Consider the following 22,045-nt stretch of genomic DNA (forward strand, 5'->3'; position numbering starts at 1 on the left):
ATGTCACACCATCGGTCAGGCGCAGAGGTCCGTATCCTGCTTGCTGCATTTTTCGTCCGATCGATACTCGTGCCGTATTCGACGCGGCTGCCGGGGTCGGGTAGCAGCCCGACCCCGGCCTACCTTATGGGTATTCTGTGATCAGAACCAGCGCCGCCAAGGCCTGTTGTAGTAGATCTGTTCGTACTTGGTGATGTGGAATGCGCCTGCTGTGAAGCCATGCGCCGACCAGCTGTGGAACCGGTAGCGTGAACTCCCCCTGGCGTAATGGCTTCTGCTTCTCTTGATGAAGCCCTTCAGGCCGCCTCGCCATCCGCGGGTCGCACGGTTGTAGTACCCACCCAATCGGGTGACCCCGCGGTACCTGCCGAAGCCTCCGAGCGCCACGCCGACAGCTGTTGACCGCAACTGCCTTCCGGCTCTGCCCCAGTGACCGCCTGCGGCGTAGGCTCCAACACTGAGAGCACCGAGTCCTGCGGATATGGCGCGGCACTGGACGCAGAACATACCGGCCATCCCGACGACGCCGGAAGCAAAGCCCAGGGCTCGGCCGGCACGGTATGTCCACCGCTTCCAGAATCCCCACTGCCCGTCCAGGTCGTAGCGGTTGACTGGAGCGCTGCTTGCCGCCGAGCCAGCCGTAGCGGGTGGTAGCGGTGCCGGTCTCGGGGTTGCCGTACTCGTCGTAGGCCGACGCGACGACGGGCTTGGTGGTGTCCAGCGGGAGCTGGACGGTGACGTCGCCGTGGATGTCGGTCAGCTGCAGGACCGTGTTGCCCGTGGCGTCCGTGGTGGCGTCGAGGTCGCCGCCGCTGCCCTGGACGTTGCGGCTGACGGTGCCTGCGGTGTCCTCCTTGATCCAGTCGGGGCTGTCGCCGTCGCCGCCGTAGTGGTTGGTCTTGCTGCCGGTCTGGGTCCAGGCGCCGGCGTTGTCGGTCTCCGTCGTCCAGGCCGCGAGGCGCTGGGCGGCGTCCAGGGTCCAGGTCTGCCGGCTGGTGCCGGAGGTCTGCTGCTGGACCAGGTCGCTGCTGTAGTAGGCGATGGTCGCGCCGGTGGCCTCGGTGGTGGTGCGGCCGAAGGCGTCGTAGACGATGCCCGCGTTCACCAGCCGGTCGGCGCTGTCGTAGGTGTTGGTGGTGCTGGTCGCACCGGTCGAGGTGCACGCGGCTGCGGCGGCGCTGACGCTGGTGGCCAGGGCGGCGCGGTTGGTGTTGTCGTCGAAGGTGTAGCCGCGGCGGGTGCAGGTCCCGTCCGGGGCGGTGTCGTCGGCCTGGGTCAGGCGGCCGGTGTTGTCGTAGGTGTAGGCGCGGGCGTAGGTCTGGCCTGCTGTGTCGGTGTCGGTGACGATCTGGCCGTGGATGGAGTGGTCGGCGGTGTCGGAGGCGACGACGGTTCCGTCACTGTCCTGGGTGTAGACCCGGGAGGTCTCCTCGCCGGTCTCGTCCTGGGTCACGGTGAGGGTGTAGCCGCGCCGGGCAGCTGCTCGGCGGCCAGCTCACCGTCCGCGTCGTAGGTGGCGTTGAAGGTGCCCGCGACGGAGTCGGTGCGGGAGGTCTCCACACCGCGCGGGTCCTTGGCGGTGTCGTAGGTGTAGGTGGTGGTCGACGGAGCGGAGTCCGTCACCTGGGTGACACGGCCCAGCGCGTCGTATTGGGTGGCCGCGGTGTTGCCGCTGCCGTCGCTGTAGGAGATCTCCCGGCCCAGCATGTCGGTGACATGCGTGATGGTCTGACCGCCCGCCGTGACCGTGGCGACGTCTCCGCTGTCCGGATCGTACGCGGTGGTGGTGTCCGCGGCCGCGGTACCCACCCCGCCGGTCACCGACACCAGGGTCGGACGCCCGGCAGCGTCGGAGGTGGTCGTGGTGGTGCGGGTCACACTGCCCGCGGTTTCGGTCAGCTTGACGGTGTTGCCCCATCGGTCGTACTCGACCGTCTTGGTGGGCAGTTGGGTGGGGTTGGTGCCGCCGCCGGTGATGTCACCGGCCGGACCGGTGGAGCACACCAGGTCCGCCCACTCGGGTCGCCCATTGCACGCACCCGTACCCGTCGCCGAGTAGTAGGTGGTCACCGTCGCACCGGCGTCGGTGCCGTTCGACTTGGGCAGCGTGGTCTTGACGACCCTGCCCTGGGCGTCGTACGACGTGGTCTTGACGAGGTTCAGACCGCCTGGGTCGTCCGTGGTGGAGGTGGGCAGGCCCTTGACCCAGTCGTAGGCCGTCGTCGTGGTGCGGGTGTCGCCGTCGGAGGGGTATCCGTCCACGTACGCACCGATGTTGATGGTGGTCGGCTGGTTGGACACGGTGGCCGTGCCGTCGGTGGGGCGGCCCTCGTCGTACGCGGTGACGGTGTGCTGGCGTGCCGCCACCTCACTGCCCGCGGACAGGTCGGTACCACCCGTGCCGGCGTGCAGCACTCCGGCCAGTGTGGTCAGGTGCAGCGGGCCGAGGCTCTCCAGTTCGCGCTGCCCGTCGCCGGAGTACACATGGGTGGTGGACAACTGCTGCGCACGGTCCGCCATGGAGAGGCCGTTGATCCCCAGCAGGGTCAGCAATGCCCTCATCGCGGATCACATGGGCACACGGCCGCCCCCCTCCGCCCTTTTCCGTAGGTGCCGCCGGAGCCGACCGCCGCCTGCAGCCCGGCCGCCGCATCGTCGGCGGCCACGGTCCGCAGCGGGCTGCGGCCCTTTTCATCGGGCTGGGCGAGTTCGTGTTCGTAGTCGACGGTGATCGAGCCGTAGGAGCTCACCGCGGAGCTGCGGGCCGGAGAGATGACCCTCGCGGTGACGGGCCTGCTGGGCGGCATCGCCTGCGGCTCCGCCACCGGCGGCTGGGCGGCGGAGCACCTGTCCCCGACGGCCGGGTTCACCGTACCGGCGGCCGCGGCGGCCGTGGCGCTGGTGATCGCGGCCGGACAGCGGTGCGCCGTCCGCGCCGCCACGGATCCGCGCGCCACCCATTGACGCGCGCCCGGCCCGCACCTACCTTCCCTCGTCGAAGCGCTTCGACGTCACGCATCGAAACGATTCGACGGGACGAGTGGAGTCGAGTCGGGTCGGCCAACGCCGCGTGACGTCTCCGACAACCCATCCGAGTCCCCTGGAGGCACTGGATGTTGACGACACGAAGGCGTGTGGTGACGACGGCGGTGGTCCTCGGCGGATCCCTGCTCCTCGCCTCCTGCGGCGGCTCGGGCGGCGGATCCTCCGACGGCACGACGCTGAAGCTGTGGCACTACGAGGCCCCGAACAGCGCCATGGGCATCGCCTGGAACGAGGCCATCAAGGAGTTCGAGGCCAAGCACCCTGGTGTGAAGGTGAAGTTCGAGGAGAAGGGCTTCGAACAGATCCAGAAGACGGCGCCCATGGTGCTCAACTCCTCCGACGCGCCGGATCTCATGGAGTACAACAAGGGCAACGCCACGGCGGGCCAGCTCTCCAAGCAGGGCCTGCTGACGGATCTGACCCCCGAGGCCGGCAAGCGCGGCTGGGACAAGAAGCTCGGCGCGGGCGTGCAGACCACCAGCCGGTACGACACCAACGGCGTCATGGGCTCCGGAAAGTGGTACGGCATACCCGATTACGCCGAATACACCATGATCTTCTACAACAAGGACCTCTTCGAGAAGTACGGGGTGGCCGAGCCGAAGACCTTCGACGAGCTCACCGCCGCCATGGACGCGTTCGTCGCCAAGGGCGTCACCCCGCTCGCCAACGCGGGCGCCGAGTACCCGGCCCAGCAGTACGTGTACCAGCTGGCCCTGTCGAAGGCCGACCGCTCCTGGGTCGACGCGTACGAGCTCTACCAGGGGAAGACCGACTTCCACGACGCCGCCTGGACGTACGGCGCCACCACCTTCGCCGACTGGGTGAAGAAGGGCTACATCGGCAAGTCCTCCAGCGGCGCCAAGGCCGAGGACGCGGGCCTCGCCTTCATCCAGGGCAAGAACCCGCTCCTGTTCAGCGGCAGCTGGTGGTACGGCCGTTTCAAGGCGGAGAACAAGTTCGCCTGGGGCACCATGCTGTGGCCGGGCTCCAACCTGACCCTGGGCTCCGGCGGCAACCTCTGGGTCGTCCCCAAGGGCTCCCGGAACAAGGACCTCGCCTACGACTTCATCGACATCACCCTGTCGCCGAAGATCCAGAACCTGCTCGGCAACAAGGGCGGCGTCCCAGTGGCGGCCGACCCGAAGGCCATCACCGACCCGCAGTCCCAGTCCCTGATCGCCGACTTCAACACCGTCTCCGGCAGGGACGGCCTCGCCTTCTACCCCGACTGGCCGGCCCCCGGCTTCTACGACGTCCTCGTCTCCGAGACGCAGAAGCTGATCACGGGCAGCGAGAAGCCGGACGCCTACCTCGGCGCCCTGCAGAAGGCGTACGACAAGGGCGTGCCGAAGCGATGACGGCCACCGTCGCACGGGGAGCGCGGGCCGTCGCGGACCATCCCCACGCCGGCCCGCGCCGCCCCCGCCCCCAGACGTCGTACGTCCTCTTCCTGCTCCCCGGTGTCCTCGCCTTCCTCGCCGTCATCGTCGTGCCGTTCCTGATGAACACGGCCGTGAGCTTCACCGACTGGAGCGGTGTCGGCACTCCGACGTGGTCGGGACTGGCCAACTACCGCGAGCTGACGGGCGACAGCGAGTTCTGGGCGTCGTTCCGGCACAGCCTGTTCATGGTCGTGGCCATGGCCGTGCTGCCGACGATGCTCGGACTCGTCCTGGCCGCCGCGCTGTTCGACTACGTCGGCAAGCACTTCGGCGGCACGACGGCGGCCGTGCTGCGCGCCTGCTTCTACCTCCCGCAGGTGCTGCCCATCGCGGTCGCCGGCATCGTGTGGAGCTGGATCCTCGCACCCGACGACGGCACCCTGAACGCGCTGCTGAAGGCGGTCGGCCTCGGCTCCTGGCGGCAGGACTGGCTCGGTGACCCGGACATCGCCCTCTACAGCGTCATGGGGGTGATGGTGTGGGTGCAGATCGGCTTCCCCCTCGTCGTCTTCATGGCCGGGCTCCAGCGCGTCGACCCGCAGCTGTACGAGGCGGCCGAACTGGACGGTGCCGGCTGGTGGCGCCGCTTCTGGCACATCACGCTGCCCCAGATCAGGCCCGAGACCTACGTCGTGCTGACCTGGTGCACCATCGCCGCGCTCAAGGTCTTCGGAGCGGTGTACGTACTGACCAAGGGCGGCCCCGGCGGCGCGACCGACGTCCCGTCGTACTTCTCCTTCACCACGTTCTTCGAGAAGACCCAGGCCGGTTACGGTGCCGCGATCTCCACCGTGCTCACCGTGATCATCCTGCTGCTCTCCCTGATCGGCCTGAAACTCCAGACCCGCGCCGAGGACGCCGGGGAAGGGGGCCGCGCATGACCACCGCGCTGCGCCGCTCCCCCGTCCTCGTGGCCCTCGGCATCGCGGCCCTGTTCATGGTGCTGCCGTTCGTCATCGTGGCGCTCAACGCGGTCAAGTCACCGGCCGAGTACTCCCAGCACGGCCCGCTGAGCCTGCCCAAGGGCCTCTACCTGGACGGCATCAAGGACTTCTGGCAGCGCGTCGACTACGGGCGCAAGCTCGTCAACTCCGTGCTGATCAGCGGCTGTGTGGCCCTCTTCGCGGCGGTCCTGTCGATCCTCAACGCATACGCGATCGGCATCGGGCGCGTCAGGGGCCGCACCTGGGTGCTGGCCTTCTTCGTCCTCGCGACCATGCTGCCGCAGGAGGCGCTGGTCTACCCGCTGTACTACCTCAGCAAGCAGGCTGGCCTCTACGACACCCGGCTGAGCGTGATCATCGTCTTCACGGTCATCCAGGCCGCCTTCGGCACCTATCTGCTCTCCTCCGTCCTCGGGCAGTTCCCGCGCGAGATCATCGAGGCCGCCCGGATCGACGGGGCGAACACCTGGCAGGTGCTGTGGCGGATCGTGGTCCCGGTCAGCCGCCCCACCCTCGGGGTGCTGCTCGTCTTCTTCTTCATCTGGACCTGGAACGAGTTCCTGCTCCCGCTGGTCATGCTGATCTCCAACGACAACCAGACGGTGTCGGTGGCGCTCGGCGTCCTCCAGGGCCAGCGCCTGATGGACGCCACGATGACCAACGCGGCGGCCCTGCTGGGCGTCCTGCCGGCTCTCGTCTTCTTCCTGGTCTTCCAGCGGACTCTCACCCGCGGCATCGCCGTGGGTGCGGTCAAGTAGGGGGTACGCGCGTGAAGTTCACCGACGGCTACTGGCTGCTGCGCGACGGCGTCACCGCGGCCCACCCGGTCGAGGTCCTGGATGTGACCGCCTCGTCCGGCGCCCTGGAGATCCATGCCCCGACCCAGCCCATCCGCCACCGCGGCGACCTGCTGAAGGGACCGGTCGTGACGATCAGCGCGCACGCGCCGATGCCGGACGTCATCGGCGTCACCTTCACGCACTTCGAGGGCGAGCGGCCCCGGGGGCCCCGGTTCGAGGTGCGCGGGGAGGACGGCTTCACCCCGCAGGTGGAGTACGACGACGAGCACGCCACCCTCACCGCCGGCGCCCTGTCCGTGCGCGTCGCCCGCACGGGCCCCTGGCACGTCGGCTTCCTCGCCCACGGCCGCACCCTGACCACCAGCGGACCCAAGGGCATGGGCATCATGCGCGACGCCTCCGGAGCCCACTATCTGCGCGAACAACTGGGCCTCGGCGTCGGGACGTCGGTGTACGGGCTCGGTGAGCGCTTCGGGCCGCTCGTCAAGAACGGGCAGGTCGTCGACATGTGGAACGCCGACGGCGGCACGGCCACGGAACAGGCCTACAAGAACGTCCCGTTCTACCTGACGGACGCCGGCTACGGGGTCTTCGTCGACCACCCGGGCAAGGTCTCCTTCGAGGTCGGCTCGGAGGCGGTGTCCCGGGTCCAGTTCAGCGTGGAGAGCCAGCAGCTGACGTACTACGTCATCTACGGGCCCACCCCGAAGGACATCCTGCGCAGGTACACGGCCCTCACCGGCCGTCCGGCCCTCCCGCCCGCCTGGTCGTTCGGCCTGTGGCTGTCGACCTCCTTCACCACCTCCTACGACGAGGCCACCGTCACCTCCTTCATCGACGGCATGAGGGAGCGCGAACTGCCGCTGTCCGTCTTCCACTTCGACTGCTTCTGGATGCGCGAGTTCAACTGGTGCGACTTCCGCTGGGACCCGCGGGTGTTCCCCGAACCCGAGGCGATGCTCGACCGGCTCAAGGCCAAGGGCCTGCACATCAGCGTCTGGATCAACCCGTACATCGCGCAGCGCTCACCGCTCTTCGCCGAGGGCAAGGCCCTCGGACACCTGCTGAGGAAACCCGACGGCGGCGTGTGGCAGTGGGACCTGTGGCAGCCGGGCATGGCGCTCGTCGACTTCACCAGCCCCGCCGCCCGCGACTGGTACGCGTCCAAGCTGCGGGCGCTGCTCGCGCAGGGCGTCGACTGCTTCAAGACCGACTTCGGCGAGCGGATCCCTGTCGACGTGGCGTACGCGGACGGCTCCGACCCGGAGCGGATGCACAACTACTACACGTACCTGTACAACCAGACCGTCTTCGACGTGCTGCGGGAGCACCACGGCGAGCAGGAGGCCGTCGTCTTCGCCCGCTCGGCGACCGCCGGCAGCCAGCGCTTCCCCGTGCACTGGGGTGGCGACTGCGAGGCCACCTACGCGTCGATGGCCGAGTCGCTGCGCGGCGGGCTCAGCCTGGGCATGTCCGGCTTCGGGTTCTGGAGCCACGACATCGGCGGCTTCGAGGGCACCCCGACCCCGGCCCTGTTCAAGCGGTGGCTCGCCTTCGGGCTGTTGTCCTCGCACAGCCGGCTGCACGGATCGTCGTCGTACCGGGTGCCCTGGCTGTTCGACGAGGAGGCCGTGGACGTCCTCCGGCTGTTCACCCGGCTCAAGCTGAGCCTGATGCCGTACCTGTACGAAGCCGCCCGCGCCGCCCACGCGGAGGGCGTGCCGATGATGCGGGCCATGGTGCTGGAGTTCCCCGACGACCCCGGCTGCGCGCACCTGGAGCGGCAGTACATGCTCGGACCCGATCTGCTCGTCGCACCCGTCTTCGACGACGAGGGGGACGTCTCCTACTACGTGCCCGAGGGCACCTGGACCCACTTCCTGACCGGGCGGACCGTGACCGGACCGCGCTGGGTACGCGAGCACCACGGCTTCCTCAGTGTGCCGCTGCTGGTCAGGCCGGGCGCGGTGATCCCGGTGGGCGCGGTCCACGACCGGCCCGACTACCCGTACGCCGACGGCGTCACCCTGCGCGCCTACGGGCTGGAGCGCGGGGCGCGGGTGACGGTGCCCGTCGGGGACGTGACCTTCACCGTCGTCCGGGAGGGCGACACCCTGCGGGCGTCCTGCGGCGATCCCGCGGCCTCCTGGGCGCTGGCCGCCGGGGAGCGGATGGCGCGGGCGGCGGCGGGCACCGGCTTCCTGTCCCTGGAGCTGGACCCGTCATGGTGAAGATCACGGACGTGGCACGGCACGCGGGCGTCTCCCCCAGCACCGTCTCCTACGCCCTCAGCCACAAGCGCCCCATCTCCGAGGAGACCCGGCGGCGCATCGAGGCGTCCATCCGCGAGCTGGGCTACATGCCGCACGCCGGTGCCCGGGCCCTGGCGAGCAGCCGGTCGAACGTGCTGGCGCTGGTGGTGCCGCTGCGCGCCGGAATCCATGTGCCGGTGGTCATGCAGTTCGCGGTGTCGGTGGTGACGGCCGCCCGCCGCCACGACCACGACGTGCTGCTGCTCACCCAGGAGGAGGGCGAGGAGGGGCTGCGCAGGGTGGCCGACACCGCGCTGGTGGACGCGCTGATCGTGATGGACGTACAGCTGCACGACCCGCGGTTGGCGCTGCTGCGGGCACTGGACCGGCCCTCGGTGATGCTCGGCTTCCCCGCCGAACCCGCCGGGCTGACCTGCGTCGACCTCGACTTCAGGGCAGCGGGCGAGCTGTGCGTAAAGCGGCTGGCGGCGCTCGGGCACCGGACCGTGGCACTGGTCGGCTCACCGCCCGAGGTGTATGTCCGCGGCACGGCGTTCGCCCAGCGGGTGGTGGAGGGGTTCACCACCGCGGCCGACCGCAACCGGCTCTCCTCCTCGGTGCACCCGTGCGAGGCCGCGCCCGCCGCGGCCCGCCGGACCGCCGAGCGGCTGCTGCGCGAGCAGCCCGCGCTGACCGGGGTCGTCGTGCACAACGAGGCCGTTCTGGAACCGCTGATCGACGCCTTCGAGCAGCTCGGCCTGCGCGTGCCCGGCGATCTGTCGGTCACCGCGATCTGCCCCGACGAGGTCGCCGAGTCCGTCCGCGTCCCCGTCACCTCGGTCGCGCTGCCCTCCGCCGAACTGGGCGCGCGGGCGGTGGAGCTCCTGATGGGGAAGCTGGCCGGCACACCCGTGCCCGAGGCGACCCTCCTGCCGCCCCGGCTGACGGAGCGCGCGAGCACGGCGCCGCGGGACGCGCCGTGACGCGGGGAGCACCCGGATCGGCCCGGTCACGCCGCGCGATCCGGGCCCGGTGCGTCCTGGCGGCGGGCCGCCCCCCGCGTCTCGGTCACGGACGCGTATGACACCCTGCCCACGCCCCGCGAGGCACCACCGGACGACGAGTCCGGCCGGGGCCTGGCCCAAGCGATCCCGCAGGCACCAGGAGCAAAATGCCCAAGAATCTGGCGGAACTCGCCCACGCGGCTCTGACGGCCGGGTACGGACCGGGCGCCGCCGCGACACACGCCGCGCCCACCCCCCTCGACAGCACGGCCGAGGCCGCCGTCGCCGACATGTGCCTGCGGGGCGGCCTCGGCTTCGTCCTGCTCCTTCACCGGCGCGGGGACGGCCACTTCGCCGAGGAGCTCTACTCCTCGACCCGACTCGACGACGGGTCCTGGTCAGCGGCGGACCACCTGTCCGGAGGCGTCACGGCATTCGGCCCGGCGGCCACCCGGGAGGCCGCGGGCTTTCCGGACGGCGGGTCTCTGATGCCGTTCGGCGAGTCGGAGACCCACCTGTTCACCGGTCGCCCTCAGGCCGACGACGGGTATGAACTCCTCCGCTTCCACGAGTTGCTCGTGGACGGGGCGGCCGGCCACCTGGACGTCGAGAGCACTTCGCCGGAAGCCGGCCTCCCGCGCGGCCGGATCCGGAAGCCGCTCATGTCCCCGGTCGCCCTCTTCGCCCTCTTCCCGGGCGAGCGGATCACGGTTCGCGCCATGGCGGGGACAGGGACCCGTCCGCAGCCCCTGGGCGAGCCGTACGAGCTGACCGGCCCCTGACCTGCCGGGCGTGGACCGGATCAGCCCAGCCCCCAAGCCCGACCGAGCCGGTACGCGGCGCACAGGTTGACGTCGAGGAGGTAGGAGCCCGCCGTTCCGCACTGCTCGCTGCCGCTGCCGGGGTCGACGGGCTGCCCGTGGCCCATGCCGGTGATGCTGTACGTCTCCACGACGGGGCCGCCGACCGCGTCCCGGAAGACCTGGTGGGGATATCCGGCGACGGTGTCGCCGACGTCGGCGGTCTGGTCGGCCCCGTGCACGTCGGTCCACTGCTTCATCAGGTCCGTCATGTTGACGGGCTTCACCGTGTAGTCGGCGCTGCCCTGGAAGACGGTCAGGGTGGGCCAGGGACCGTTGTAGCCGGGCCGGGCGGCCCGCACCCGGTCGCCCCACTGCTTCGGGGTCTGGGTGGCGCCGACGTACATGCAGACGTACGGCGACCCGGCGGCCTGCGCGCACCCATACGGCAGCCCGGCGACGACGCCGCCCGCGGCGAACTTCTCCGGGTACGCCGCCATCATCACCGCGGTCATCCCGCCCCCGGCGGACAGCCCGGTGACGTACACGCGCGCCGCGTCGCCCGACACGTCGGCGAGCTGCCGGTCGGCCATCTGCGCGATGGACGCGGCCTCGCCCCGGCTGCGCTCGATGTCCCCGCTCTGGAACCAGTCGAAGCAGTTCGAGAGGTTGTTGGCGCTCTGCTGCTGCGGCAGCACGACGGAGAAGCCCCACCGGTCGGCGAGCTGGATCCATCCGCTGCCGGTGCCGTACCCGGCGGCGTCCTGTGTGCACCCGTGCAGCGCGACGACGACGGGCCGGCCGGTGGGCAGCCCGTCCGGGACGTACCGGAACATCCGGAGGGCTCCGGGGTTGGATCCGAACCCCGTGACCTCCTGGAGGGATGCGGCGGCTGCCCTGCCGGGGGTGAGGAGGGCGGTGATCAGGGCGGTGATCAGGGCGACCAGGAGGGTCGCCGGGACGAGTGGTCGACGTGCGGCTCTGGTCTGTGTCATGGGGAGGGACGGTAGAAGCGGCAACGACCCGCCGACATGGCGCGGGAACCCATAAACGAGGCCGCCGGCTATGGGGTCGTCGGCCCCCACCGTCTCAGGATCCAGGATGGGCAGATCTGTACCACGTCCTGTCCACGACCGTCTGGTCGCGGGAACCGGCAGCCGGGACGGATCCGCCGATCACCGCTGCGCGGCAGCCCTGCGGCCGGCCGCCGCAGCAGTGCGGGAACGACGAAGGCGACGGACGCCCGCGCTCCTCGCGCGGCGTACGTCGCCTTCGTTCTCGTGGAGATGGCGGGAATCGAACCCGCGTCCAACGGTGCGGAACCAGGGCTTCTCCGTGTGCAGTCCGCTGTGCTTTTCTCAGCCCCGGAGATCACGCGGACAAGTCTCCGACGGGCTCAGTCACTGTTTGGTTTCCCTCTTCACCCCGTGACCGGGATCAAGGTTTAGTCCCCTAGCTGATGCCAGGATCCGGGTCGGGAACAGCCCCGGGCTGACACTCCCTTTAGTAGGAGGCCCGCTCGCGCTGCCGTCAGGCAGCGAGGGCGAAGGCCTGCTGGGAGGAATCGCGCTTGGTGTTGGCGATTATTTTTTTCGGCCTGTGGTTTACGAGATCATGGCCGCTTTCTCGACACGCTTCCCCTGCTTCGACAGCCGCTGTCGAAACCGATCATCCCCATGTTGATTTTTCAATGCGCGAACCCCTCCGAGGAGGGATCCGTACGGCACCCTCTGTGAGGTGCGGTGCCATCGTACGTGACCAACACGGGCGGGTGCCAGCGTATTCCCGCCCCGGGGCGGTACCGCTAGGCGCGCTGCTTGCGGCGCACCGCCGACATCGCCCGCTCCGCCTCGCGGCGGTCCTGCTTCTCGCGGAGCGTCTGCCGCTTGTCGTACTCCTTCTTGCCCCTCGCCAGCGCGATCTCGACCTTGGCGCGGCCGTCCTTGAAGTACAGCGCCAGGGGCACGATCGTGTGGCCCGTCTCCTGGGACTTCGACTCCAGCTTCTCGATCTCCGCCCGGTGCAGCAGCAGCTTCCGCTTGCGGCGGGCGCTGTGGTTGGTCCAGGTGCCCTGGGTGTACTCGGGCACGTGCACGTTGTACAGCCACGCCTCGTGCCCGTCGAGCTGCACGAACCCGTCGACCAGCGAGGCCCGCCCCTGGCGCAGCGACTTCACCTCGGTCCCGGTGAGCACGAGACCGGCCTCGTAGGTGTCGAGGATGTGGTAGTCGTGCCGCGCCTTCTTGTTCTGCGCGATCAGCTTGCGCCCTTTTTCCTTAGCCATAGTGCCGACCATTTTCGCACCCCCGAGGGGGTATCCGGAAAGCCGATTCCCGCGGGCCCGGGCCCGGAAGGGCCGGGAGGAATCCGGCAGGGGCCGGGAGGGGCCTTACGAGGCGTCGCCGAGGCCGCTGAGCACCGTCTCCGCCCGCTCCAGCGCCTCGTCGCCGGCCTCCAGGTCGGGAGTGATGCCACGGCCGTCGACGCCACGGCCCGAAGGGGTGCGGTAGTGCCCGACGGTCAGCTCCGCGACGGAGCCGTCGGGCAGGCGGCTCGGCATCTGGACCGAGCCCTTGCCGAAGGTGCGGGTGCCCACGACGACGGCCCGCCCGCGGTCCTGGAGGGCCCCGGTGAGCAGTTCGGCCGCGCTCATCGTGCCGCCGTCGACGAGGGCGACCAGGGGCCTGGTGGTGTCGCCGCCCGGGTCGGCGTGCAGGGCCTGCTCCTCGCCGTCGACGTCGTACGTCGCCACCAGCCCCCCGTCGAGGAAGGCGGACGCGGCGGTGACGGCCTCGGTGACCAGACCGCCGGAGTTGCCGCGCAGGTCGAGGACGACCCCGGCGTGCTTCGGCGCGGCGTCGACGGCGTGCCGTACGAGGTCGCCCGACCCCTTGGTGAAGGCCGCGACCTTGATCATGGTGATGTCGCGGGCGAGCCGGCGCACGGTCACCGAGTCCGTGGAAAGACGGGCCCGGCGCACCACCTCGCTCCAGGTGCGCGTGCCGCGCTGCAGCCCGAGCCGGACCCGGGTTCCGGCGCTCGCGTCGTCGGCGTCGCCGCGCAGCAGGGAGACGACCTCGGTGACGGGCCTGCCGTCCACGTCCGTGCCGTCGACGCTGCGCAGCCGGTCGCCCGTGCGGATCCCGGCGACCGCCGCGGGTGAGCCGGGCTGCACCCGGGTCACCTGGATCCTGCCGTCGCGCTCGCGCCGGGCCGACAGCCCCACACCGGTGTACTCGCCGTCCAGCGCCTCTTCGAACTCCTGGTACTCGCCCTGGGAGTAGACGGCGCTCCAGCGGTCGCCGCTGCGGCTGACGGCGCGCTCGGCGGCCTCCATGGGGGACTTGCCGTCGGCCATCGCCCTCGCCGCCGCCTCGGTGACGGCCTCGCGGTGGCCGGCCGGAGCCGTCTGCCCGGGCGAGGCGGGCCCGCGGGTGGCGTCGTCGAACGAGCCGGTCGCGGCGCCGGCGACGAGCACGCTCGCGAAGACCAATGTCAAGGCCGCCCCGTGGCGGATGCGGCGGGGCTCACAGAACAGGTCACGGCCTGACATGGCGGTGAGTCTAGGACAACGCACGGGGCCGTACGGGCGGTTGCCCGTACGGCCCCGTTGGCATGCATCACACCTTCAGGTACTTGCGCAACGCGAAGAACGCCGCCAGCGCCGGCATCAGCAGGCTCGTGGCGAGTATCAGCGGCAGCTTCGTCAGCACGGCGTCCCAGCCGATGAAGTTGATCAGGTTCAGCTTGTGGGACAGGTCCAGTCCGTGGTCGATGATGAAGTACCGGGCGATCAGCAGGAATCCACAGGCGACCGTGCCGCCGATGAGCCCGGCGACCGCGGCCTCCATGATGAACGGCGCCTGGATGTAGAAGCCGGAGGCGCCGACCAGGCGCATGATGCCGGTCTCACGACGACGGCTGAACGCGGAGACGCGCACGGTGTTGACGATCAGCATGAGCGCGACGACCAGCATCATCGCCATGACCGCGCGGGCGGCCCAGTTCATGCCGTTGAGCAGCCCGAAGAGGTTGTCCAGGATGCCCTTCTGGTCCTGCACCGACTGCACGCCGTCACGGCCGTTGAAGGCGCTCGCGATGACCTGGTACTGCTCCGGCTTCTTCAGCTTGATGCGGTACGACTCCTGCATCTGGTCCGGGGTGAGCGAGCTGGCCAGCGGGGAGTCGCCGAACTGTTCCTTGTAGTGCTTGTACGCCTGGTCCTGGGACTCGTGGGTGACCTTCTGGACGACGCTCATCTTGTCCAGGTCGCCGAGGATCTGCTTCTTCTGCTCCGCCGTGACCGCGCCCTTGGCGCAGTTGGGGTCGGACTCCGCGTCGCTCTTGTTGCAGAGGAAGATCGAGACGTTGACCTTGTCGTACCAGTAGCCCTTCATCTGGTTCACCTGGTCGCTCATCAGGAGCGAACCGCCGAACAGGGCGAGCGAGAGGGCGACGGAGACGATCACCGCGAAGGTCATCGTCAGATTGCGGCGGAGACCGACACCGATCTCCGACAGAACGAACTGCGCGCGCATGGCGTCTGCTCAAGCCTTTCCGTGGAACTCAGTGCTGGTAGCCGTAGACGCCGCGCGCCTGGTCGCGGACGAGGCGGCCCTTCTCCAGCTCGATGACGCGCTTGCGCATCTGGTCCACGATGTTCTGGTCGTGGGTGGCCATCACCACGGTCGTGCCCGTCCGGTTGATCCGGTCGAGCAGCTTCATGATGCCGACGGAGGTCTGCGGGTCGAGGTTGCCAGTGGGCTCGTCGGCGATCAGCAGCTTGGGCCGGTTGACGAAGGCCCTCGCGATGGCGACGCGCTGCTGCTCACCACCGGACAGCTCGCCGGGCCTGCGGTCCTCCTTGCCGCCGAGACCGACGAGGTCGAGCACCTGGGGCACGGACTTGCGGATCTCACCGCGCGACTTGCCGATCACCTCCTGGGCGAAGGCCACGTTCTCGGCGACCGTCTTGTTCGGCAGGAGCCGGAAGTCCTGGAACACCGTCCCGAGCTGGCGGCGCATCTGCGGCACCTTCCAGTTGGAGAGGCGGGCGAGGTCCTTGCCCAGGACGTGCACCTGGCCGTGGCTGCATCGCTCCTCGCGGAGGATGAGCCGCAGGAAGGTGGACTTTCCGGAGCCGGAGGACCCCACGAGGAACACGAACTCGCCCTTCTCCACCTCGAGGGAGACATCCCTGAGGGCGGGGCGGGTCTGCTTGGGGTAGACCTTGGAGACATTGTCGAATCGGATCACGGATGCACCACGGGCCGTTGGGGTAGGTGACCGTGACCATACGCGAAGCGGGTGGACGAGCGCAGTCGGCGTACACGGTTGCGTGAGGCTTGCCCGTTTTGTCGCGCGCCTGACGGGGCTCCCGGGTGTGACGTGCGGCCCATTTCCGGCCCGCGCTCCCGCTCGCGCGGGCAGGATAAGGCCGACCGCGCCGAAATCCGCGGAACCTGGCACAGTGGAGTGGGGAACGGTTGCGTTCCCGGAAGCGTTGTGTACGTGGAAGCGGCACAAGGAGGGCGAAGCGCATGACGTACGACCGATTGGTGTGCGCGAACTGCGCGGCGCCCGTGAGTGAGGGCCGCTGCCCCGTCTGCCGCGCCAGCCGTGAGCGGCTCCAACAGGAAAACCCCTGGTCAGGGCTGAATCCGGCGGCACTGATCGCCCTGGTGGCGGTGCTGATCGCGGCGGTCGCGCTGCTGGCGCACCAGACGGCGTAGGACGGCGCGCAGGGCGGGACGCGTCACAGCGGCCGGAGCCGTAGCCGCACGAGCGTACGGGAAGGGCCCGGGGCAGACGCCCCGGGCCCTTCTCACACGTTCCGGCGCCCGTGGGATCAGGCGGCGGCACCGCCGCGGCCGCCGACCAGGCGCGGCAGCACCCGGAAGCCGATACCGCCGGCGATCATCGTGGCGGCTCCGACCAGCAGGAACGTGGTCTCGGCAGCACCCGTCTCGGCCAGCTGCTTGCCGCCGCCCTGTGCGGAGGTGTCCGACGAGGAACCGGTGTCGGTCAGCGAGGACGAGCCTTCCTGCTGGGCGACGTTGTCGTTACCACCGTTGACGGTGGTACCGCCGCTGTTCCCGCTGCCGGAACCGGTGCCCGAGCCGCCGTTGTCACCGCTGCCGGAACCGGTGCCCGAGCCGCCGTTGTCACCGGGGTCGCCAGGGTTGCCCGGGTCACCAGGGTTGCCCGGGTCACCAGGGTCACCAGGGTTGCCCGGGTCACCAGGGTCACCGGGGTTGCCCGGGTCACCAGGGTTGCCCGGGTCACCAGGGTCACCGGGGTTGCCCGGGTCACCAGGGTTGCCCGGGTCACCAGGGTCACCAGGGTTGCCCGGGTCACCAGGGTCACCAGGGTTGTCCGGGTCACCAGGGTCACCGGGGTTGCCCGGGTCACCAGGGTTGCCCGGGTCACCAGGGCAGTTGGCCACGTCGCCGCAGCCGTCACCACCGCCGCTGCCGCCCGAGTCTCCACCGGTCCCACTGACCGAAATGTTGACATCGAGCGCCGAGGCGGCGCCGGCGGCGGTGAGCGAGGCACCCGCGGCGATCACGGCGCCCGCCGCTATCCGTGCGACACGGATCCGCGTCTTCTTCGTCATGCGATTGCTACCCCCAGTAGCTCACTAGTCGATGAGGCCGCGCTCGGGGCCGTGATCAACGGAGGTAGTCCAGACGAAGGCCCCCGGTTCACATGCGCCCCAGACAAACGCATGCCGCCCTCACCCTCCCGACTTTCAACAGCAACGTCAAGGTCGTTGCGCACGCGATGCCCCATAAGGCGGCGTTTGCGGGAGCAGGAGGGCTGTGAGTGTGATGTAAAACCCAGACATCCGACGACAGACAAGGCAACTGCCCCCACGCGAAGGGCAGTTGCCTTGTCGACAAAACACTCTTTCCGGCGGGGGTGCCGCCGCCGGCCGGCGGTGTTACTTCTCCCGCTGCTTGCGCCAGCGAATCCCGGCTTCGATGAACCCGTCGATCTCACCGTTGAAGACGGCCTCGGGGTTGCCGACCTCGAATTCGGTCCGCAGGTCCTTGACCATCTGGTACGGGTGCAGGACGTACGAACGCATCTGGTTGCCCCAGGAGCCGGCGCCGTCCCCCTTGAGGGCGTCCATCTTCGCCTGCTCCTCCTGGCGTCGCCGTTCGAGGAGCTTGGCCTGCAGGACGTTCATCGCGGAGGCCCTGTTCTGGATCTGGGACCGCTCGTTCTGGCAGGTGACGACGATGCCGGTGGGCAGGTGCGTGATCCGCACGGCGGAGTCGGTCGTGTTGACGCCCTGGCCGCCGGGGCCGGAGGAGCGGAACACGTCGACCCGCAGGTCGGACTCGTCGATCTCGACGTGGTCCGACTGCTCGACGACCGGGAGCACCTCGACACCGGCGAAGGAGGTCTGCCGCCGCCCCTGGTTGTCGAAGGGGGAGATGCGGACCAGGCGGTGGGTGCCCTGCTCGACGGAGAGTGTGCCGTAGGCGTACGGCACCTGGACGGCGAAGGTCGTGGACTTGATCCCGGCCTCCTCCGCGTACGACGTCTCGTAGATCTCCGTCTTGTAGCCGTGCTGTTCGGCCCAGCGCAGGTACATGCGCTGCAGCTTCTCGGCGAAGTCGGCGGCATCGACGCCGCCGGCCTCGGCACGGATGTTGACGAGCGCCTCGCGGGCGTCGTACTCCCCGGACAGCAGCGTCCGGACCTCCATCTCGTCCAGCGCCTTCCTGACGTCGGCGAGCTCGGCCTCGGCCTCGGTACGGGTGTCCGGGTCGTCCTCGGCCTCGGCGAGCTCGAAGAGCACACCGAGGTCGTCGATCCGGCCGCGCAGGGCCTCGGCCTTCCTCACCTCGGCCTGGAGGTGGGAGAGCCTGCTGGTGATCTTCTGCGCCTCGTCCGGGTTGTCCCAGAGGGACGGCGCGGCCGCCTGCTCCTCGAGCACGGCGATGTCTGCCCTCATCTTGTCGAGGTCCAGAACGGCCTCGATCGACTCCATGGTCGAGGAGAGGGACTTGAGCTCTTCGGATACATCGACGACTGCCACGCGTCCAGCGTAACGGCTCCGCCGGGAAGTCCAGGCCGGGCAACCGCGGCCGAAACCTCCCCGCAACCGCCCTCCCCGGGGCCCCCGGCCCCCGGCCCGCCGTCCCCTCCCCACCGCCGCGGCCCTCGGACACCCCACGGTCCGACCCCCTCTGAACTGCGACGGGGGCATCACGGGACGGGGCCGCCTCCCGTGCTCCCGGTCAGGGGGACGCCGGGGCCGAGCTGCTCGTCCCGGGTGGTGCCGCGTCGTCGTCGCCCGATGCCGCCAGCCAGGCACCCACCCCGATCGCGGCCAGCAGCGCCACCGCCACCGTCCCCAGGGTGATCCTGCGGCGGCGGGCCATCGCACGATGGCGGGCCGAACCGGGGCGCGGCGCACCGGCGGCGCGGGGCGCGCGGGCGGTGCCACGGGCGCCGCCCGCCAGTTCGTCCGGCCCGGGCACCCGCATCGATGTGTGCGTGTCCCGGTTCGAGTCCGGCTTCGCCCCCGGCACCAGCGGCACCGCCCCGCGCCGCGCCCGCGCCACCGACGGCTCCCCGGGCCCGGTCGCCTCGTCCGGTTCCTGCGCCGGCTCCGTGTCCGGCTCGTCCACGTCGAGCGGCGCCATCCCCGCCAGCGTCGGCAGCTGCTCCCGCAGCCGGGCCGCCAGCTCCGAGGCCCGCAGCCGCGATGCGGGCGCCTTCGCCAGGCACTGCACGATCAGCTGCCACAGCTCCTCCGGGATCCCCGGAAGGGGGACCACGGTCTCCGTGACATGACGGCGGAGCACCGCTCCCGGGTGTCCGCCGCCGAACGGCGTGAAGCCCGCCAGCAGCTCGTACAGCACCGTCGCCAGCGCGTAGATGTCCACCGCCGCCCTCGGCGGCAGCCCTTCCACGATCTCCGGCGCCAGGTAGTCCGGCGTGCCGATGATCTTCGTCGCCCGGGTGCGGCGCGGCGAGTCGATCAGCTTCGCCACGCCGAAGTCGGTCAGCAGCGCCGGATGGGAGCCGCCCGGGCCCAGCGGGCCCTGCATGTCCAGGAGCACGTTCTCCGGCTTCACGTCCCGGTGCACGACCCCCGCCGCGTGCGCGGCCGCCAGGCCGTCCGCCACGTCGGCGACGATCGCGACGGCCGCCTCGGGCGCGAGACGGCGCTCGCGGTCCAGGCGGGTGCGCAGATCCGTGCCCCGGACCAGGTCCATGACCAGGGCGAGGTCGTTTCCGTCGACCACCAGGTCACGTACCGACACCACGTTCGGGTGGTCGAGCCCCAGCAGTGCCGTACGCTCCTGGACGAAGCGGCCCACGAGCTCCTGGTCCGACGCGAGGTCCTCGCGCAGCAGCTTGATGGCGACGGGGCCCTCCGGTCCCTCGCCCAGCCACACCGTGCCGGCGCTGCCCCGTCCCAGGATCTGGTTCGCGGTGTACCGGCTGCCGATCTTCCGTGCCAAGACTGCTCCTACTGGGGACGCGTGTTGCCGACGCTGCGCCGTTCCGGGGCCCTGTGCGCACTGTCGGCGCCACGGACCCGGGGCCTCCGGTCGACAAAAGTACGCGTCCGGAGCGGCAACCTTCACCGCCAGGACGGAAATCACCCATCAGATGTCGACAAATCCCCAAGCTCGCAAGGCTCTCGGGACTTCCGCGCCACCGGCTACTTGGAGCTGCTGCCGAGCTTTCCGATCCAGTCGCCCACGGCGGAGAACCAGTCGCTCAGCTGCGCCCAGTACGACTTCGTCGTACCGATCCACTCCTGAAGGGGGCTCAACTCCCAGACCAGCCACCCCGCGACGAACAGGATGACGATCGTGAACAGACATCCCTTCAGGCAGCCGAGGCCGGGGATCTTCATCGGGTTGGCGCTGCGCTGCCGCGGCGGCCGCGGCTCGCGCGCCGGACGCGGCGCCGGCTGCCGGGGCTGCTGGGGCGCGGGGGCGTACTGCTGGGGCGCGGGGGCGTACTGCTGCCGCTGGGGCGCGTACTGCTGGGGCTGCTGCTGCGGATACCCGTACCCGGGGGCGGGCTGCTGCTGGGGCCGCGGCCGCTGCTGCGGGCGCGCCACCTGCCGCTGCGGGCGGCGACGCAGCGGGTCCTCGCCGGGGTCGAGGTACTGGACCTGCGTCTGCTCGTTGCGGTCGCGGGCCGCGCGGAGCTGGCTCTGCCAGGGGTGCGGCTCCTCGGGCCGCGGCTGCCCGCCGGGCTCGTTCGGCACCGGCGGCATCACGGCCGTCGGGTCGGCGGCCCCGTTCCTGGGCAGGACGGCCGTGGGGTCGGCGGCGCCCGCCGCCCCCGCCGGGGTGTGCGGCAGGACGCTGGTCGCCGCGTTCGGGTCGTACCCGGCTGAGCCCTGCGGCAGCACCTGCGTGGGGTCGGCGGAGCCGGGGACGGCCGTGGGCGCCGGGTCCGGCGCGAGCAGCGCGCCCACGCCCTCCGCGGCGGCGATCTGGGCCGAGTTCGCGTGCACCCCGACGCCCTCGGCGACGACCCGCAGCGCCCGCGCCAGATTCTCGGCGCTGGGCCGGTCGTCGGGGTTCTTGCGCAGACAGCGCTCGATCACGGTCCACAGGGGGCCGGGGACCGTGGACGGGCGCCGCGGCTCGGCGCTCAGATGCTGGTGGAGCACCTCGAGGGCGCTCCCGCCGCCGAACGGGGGACGCCCTGTGACCAGCTCGTACAGCAGGATGCCGGCGCCGTAGATGTCGACGGCGGAGGTCTGGGGGCGGCCCTCGGCCGACTCGGGGGCCACGTACGCGGGTGTGCCCACGAACTCGTGCGTGCGCGTGAGGCCCGGTGAGTCCGCCAGGCGGGCGATGCCGAAGTCGGTCAGCATCGGATGCATCTGGCCGCCGCTCTGCATGAGCAGCACGTTGGCGGGCTTCAGATCGCGGTGCACCACCCCGTCGGCGTGGCTCGCGGCCAGCGCGTCGGCGATCTGCGCGGTGAGCAGGGAGGCGGCGACGGGCGTGAAGGGCCCGTTCTCGCGGAGGTGGCGGTGCAGGTCGGGGCCGTCGACGAGGTCCATGACCAGCGCCAGCAGATCGCCCTCCACCACCAGGTCCCGCACCCGCACGATGTTGGGGTGGGTCAGGCGCAGCAGGACGGACCGCTCGCGCAGGAACCGCATCACGACGTCCGCGTCGCTCGCCAGCTCCTCCTTGAGCACCTTGATCGCCACGGTCTCGCCGGGCTGACCCGCGACGGCCGCCTCGGCGCCCGCGGCCTCCCTCCCCCTCGGGGCTCCGGCAAGCTCCGCCCCGGGGGGGACCCCCATGCGGGCTCGCCAGACGGTGCCCGTGGCGCCGCGTCCGAGCGGCTCCTCGAGCAGGTACTTGCTGCCTACCGGCCGCACGTCATGCGCTCCCTGCTGCTTGCCTGTCTGGTCCGTCCACCGTGCTACCGGTGTTCCGCCCCACTGTAGTGCCGCACGACCCGGCACAGGCCTCCCGCGGCCGCCTCGACGGCCTCCTCGCGCCGGCGCTCACCGGGGGCCGGGCCCGCCGGTCCGCACACCCTCCCTTTGCTCCACATGTGTGCTGTACGTACGCGGTCCCCGTACGTGTTCGATGAGAAGACGCTCGCTTCGATGCACTTGGTTGCCCGAAGCGGACGTGACCGATCTCAAGCGAACTTCCGCCGGGCACCGGTCAGGCACTTTTACGGGCAGAGCCGACCAATCAAGATCACTTGCCCCCGGGCGGCGGGCGCGCTGTCAGTGGCAGGT

19 protein-coding genes, 1 other RNA gene and 1 pseudogene are annotated in these 22,045 nt (G+C 70.5%); 8 read left to right on the plus strand and 13 right to left on the minus strand.

The window, feature by feature from the left end; genetic code table 11:
- Positions 1-124: 124 nt before the first annotated feature.
- From ACZ79I_RS15550 to ACZ79I_RS15560, 3 genes are read right to left on the minus strand one after another with little or no spacing between them, the layout of a single operon-like run.
- On the minus strand, positions 125-1,453 hold the full coding sequence (locus ACZ79I_RS15550) for a hypothetical protein (RefSeq protein WP_471497944.1): 1,329 nt from the start codon (positions 1,451-1,453) through the stop codon (positions 125-127).
- On the minus strand, positions 1,450-2,562 hold the full coding sequence (locus tag ACZ79I_RS15555) for a hypothetical protein (RefSeq protein WP_471497945.1): 1,113 nt from the start codon (positions 2,560-2,562) through the stop codon (positions 1,450-1,452). The genes ACZ79I_RS15550 and ACZ79I_RS15555 overlap by 4 nt, the downstream gene beginning before the upstream one ends.
- Complete coding sequence (locus tag ACZ79I_RS15560; RefSeq protein ID WP_471497947.1) at positions 2,559-2,750, minus strand: hypothetical protein; 192 nt, start codon at positions 2,748-2,750, stop codon at positions 2,559-2,561. Before ACZ79I_RS15560 ends, ACZ79I_RS15555 begins: the two co-directional genes overlap by 4 nt.
- 22 nt (positions 2,751-2,772) lie before the next feature.
- Here ACZ79I_RS15560 and ACZ79I_RS15565 point away from each other — a divergent pair.
- The 7 genes and pseudogenes from ACZ79I_RS15565 to ACZ79I_RS15595 form a co-directional block, all read left to right on the plus strand.
- Positions 2,773-2,964 (plus strand): annotated as a pseudogene (locus ACZ79I_RS15565) (MFS transporter); the annotation flags it as partial.
- A gap of 149 nt (positions 2,965-3,113) precedes the next feature.
- On the plus strand, positions 3,114-4,406 hold the full coding sequence (locus ACZ79I_RS15570) for an ABC transporter substrate-binding protein (protein WP_471497948.1): 1,293 nt from the start codon (positions 3,114-3,116) through the stop codon (positions 4,404-4,406).
- Complete coding sequence (locus tag ACZ79I_RS15575) at positions 4,403-5,371, plus strand: carbohydrate ABC transporter permease (protein WP_471497950.1); 969 nt, start codon at positions 4,403-4,405, stop codon at positions 5,369-5,371. Before ACZ79I_RS15570 ends, ACZ79I_RS15575 begins: the two co-directional genes overlap by 4 nt.
- The gene (locus ACZ79I_RS15580; RefSeq protein ID WP_471497951.1) at positions 5,368-6,192 is read left to right on the plus strand and encodes a carbohydrate ABC transporter permease; all 825 of its coding nucleotides are present in this window, start codon (positions 5,368-5,370) and stop codon (positions 6,190-6,192) included. Before ACZ79I_RS15575 ends, ACZ79I_RS15580 begins: the two co-directional genes overlap by 4 nt.
- Before the next feature lie 11 nt (positions 6,193-6,203).
- On the plus strand, positions 6,204-8,465 hold the full coding sequence (gene yicI, locus ACZ79I_RS15585) for an alpha-xylosidase (RefSeq protein ID WP_471497953.1): 2,262 nt from the start codon (positions 6,204-6,206) through the stop codon (positions 8,463-8,465).
- The gene (locus tag ACZ79I_RS15590) at positions 8,459-9,469 is read left to right on the plus strand and encodes a LacI family DNA-binding transcriptional regulator (protein WP_471497955.1); all 1,011 of its coding nucleotides are present in this window, start codon (positions 8,459-8,461) and stop codon (positions 9,467-9,469) included. Before yicI ends, ACZ79I_RS15590 begins: the two co-directional genes overlap by 7 nt.
- Before the next feature lie 188 nt (positions 9,470-9,657).
- On the plus strand, positions 9,658-10,272 hold the full coding sequence (locus ACZ79I_RS15595) for a hypothetical protein (protein ID WP_471497956.1): 615 nt from the start codon (positions 9,658-9,660) through the stop codon (positions 10,270-10,272).
- Positions 10,273-10,292: 20 nt separating this feature from the next.
- Here ACZ79I_RS15595 and ACZ79I_RS15600 read toward each other — a convergent pair whose 3' ends face one another.
- The 6 genes from ACZ79I_RS15600 to ftsE form a co-directional block, all read right to left on the minus strand.
- Positions 10,293-11,285, minus strand: a complete 993-nt coding sequence (locus ACZ79I_RS15600; protein WP_471497957.1) for an extracellular catalytic domain type 1 short-chain-length polyhydroxyalkanoate depolymerase — start codon at positions 11,283-11,285, stop codon at positions 10,293-10,295.
- Positions 11,286-11,568: 283 nt separating this feature from the next.
- Positions 11,569-11,966: a transfer-messenger RNA gene (ssrA, locus tag ACZ79I_RS15605) on the minus strand.
- Positions 11,967-12,094: 128 nt separating this feature from the next.
- A complete protein-coding gene (smpB, locus tag ACZ79I_RS15610; RefSeq protein WP_381087871.1) occupies positions 12,095-12,574 on the minus strand; it encodes an SsrA-binding protein SmpB in 480 nt (159 codons plus the stop codon).
- Between the two features lie 105 nt (positions 12,575-12,679).
- Positions 12,680-13,843 (minus strand): S41 family peptidase, encoded by a 1,164-nt coding sequence (locus ACZ79I_RS15615; RefSeq protein ID WP_471497959.1) that lies wholly within the window; start codon positions 13,841-13,843, stop codon positions 12,680-12,682.
- A 67-nt stretch (positions 13,844-13,910) separates the two neighbouring features.
- Positions 13,911-14,828 (minus strand): permease-like cell division protein FtsX, encoded by a 918-nt coding sequence (ftsX, locus tag ACZ79I_RS15620; protein ID WP_471497960.1) that lies wholly within the window; start codon positions 14,826-14,828, stop codon positions 13,911-13,913.
- 28 nt (positions 14,829-14,856) lie between these two features.
- On the minus strand, positions 14,857-15,546 hold the full coding sequence (gene ftsE / locus ACZ79I_RS15625; protein ID WP_381087863.1) for a cell division ATP-binding protein FtsE: 690 nt from the start codon (positions 15,544-15,546) through the stop codon (positions 14,857-14,859).
- A gap of 284 nt (positions 15,547-15,830) precedes the next feature.
- Between ftsE and ACZ79I_RS15630 the strand changes: the two genes are divergently transcribed.
- The gene (locus ACZ79I_RS15630; protein ID WP_471497962.1) at positions 15,831-16,022 is read left to right on the plus strand and encodes a hypothetical protein; all 192 of its coding nucleotides are present in this window, start codon (positions 15,831-15,833) and stop codon (positions 16,020-16,022) included.
- A gap of 116 nt (positions 16,023-16,138) precedes the next feature.
- Here ACZ79I_RS15630 and ACZ79I_RS15635 read toward each other — a convergent pair whose 3' ends face one another.
- The 4 genes from ACZ79I_RS15635 to ACZ79I_RS15650 form a co-directional block, all read right to left on the minus strand.
- Positions 16,139-16,906, minus strand: a complete 768-nt coding sequence (locus ACZ79I_RS15635) for an LPXTG cell wall anchor domain-containing protein (RefSeq protein WP_471497963.1) — start codon at positions 16,904-16,906, stop codon at positions 16,139-16,141.
- A gap of 327 nt (positions 16,907-17,233) precedes the next feature.
- Positions 17,234-18,340 carry a peptide chain release factor 2 gene (gene prfB / locus ACZ79I_RS15640; protein ID WP_471497964.1) on the minus strand — a complete coding sequence of 369 codons (1,107 nt, stop codon included), beginning with the start codon at positions 18,338-18,340 and terminating at the stop codon, positions 17,234-17,236.
- A gap of 202 nt (positions 18,341-18,542) precedes the next feature.
- Complete coding sequence (locus ACZ79I_RS15645) at positions 18,543-19,775, minus strand: serine/threonine-protein kinase (RefSeq protein WP_471497966.1); 1,233 nt, start codon at positions 19,773-19,775, stop codon at positions 18,543-18,545.
- Positions 19,776-19,978: 203 nt separating this feature from the next.
- Positions 19,979-21,673 (minus strand): serine/threonine-protein kinase, encoded by a 1,695-nt coding sequence (locus ACZ79I_RS15650; protein WP_471497968.1) that lies wholly within the window; start codon positions 21,671-21,673, stop codon positions 19,979-19,981.
- Positions 21,674-22,045: the final 372 nt, after the last annotated feature.

This window comes from Streptomyces sp. PSU-S4-23, assembly GCF_055632315.1.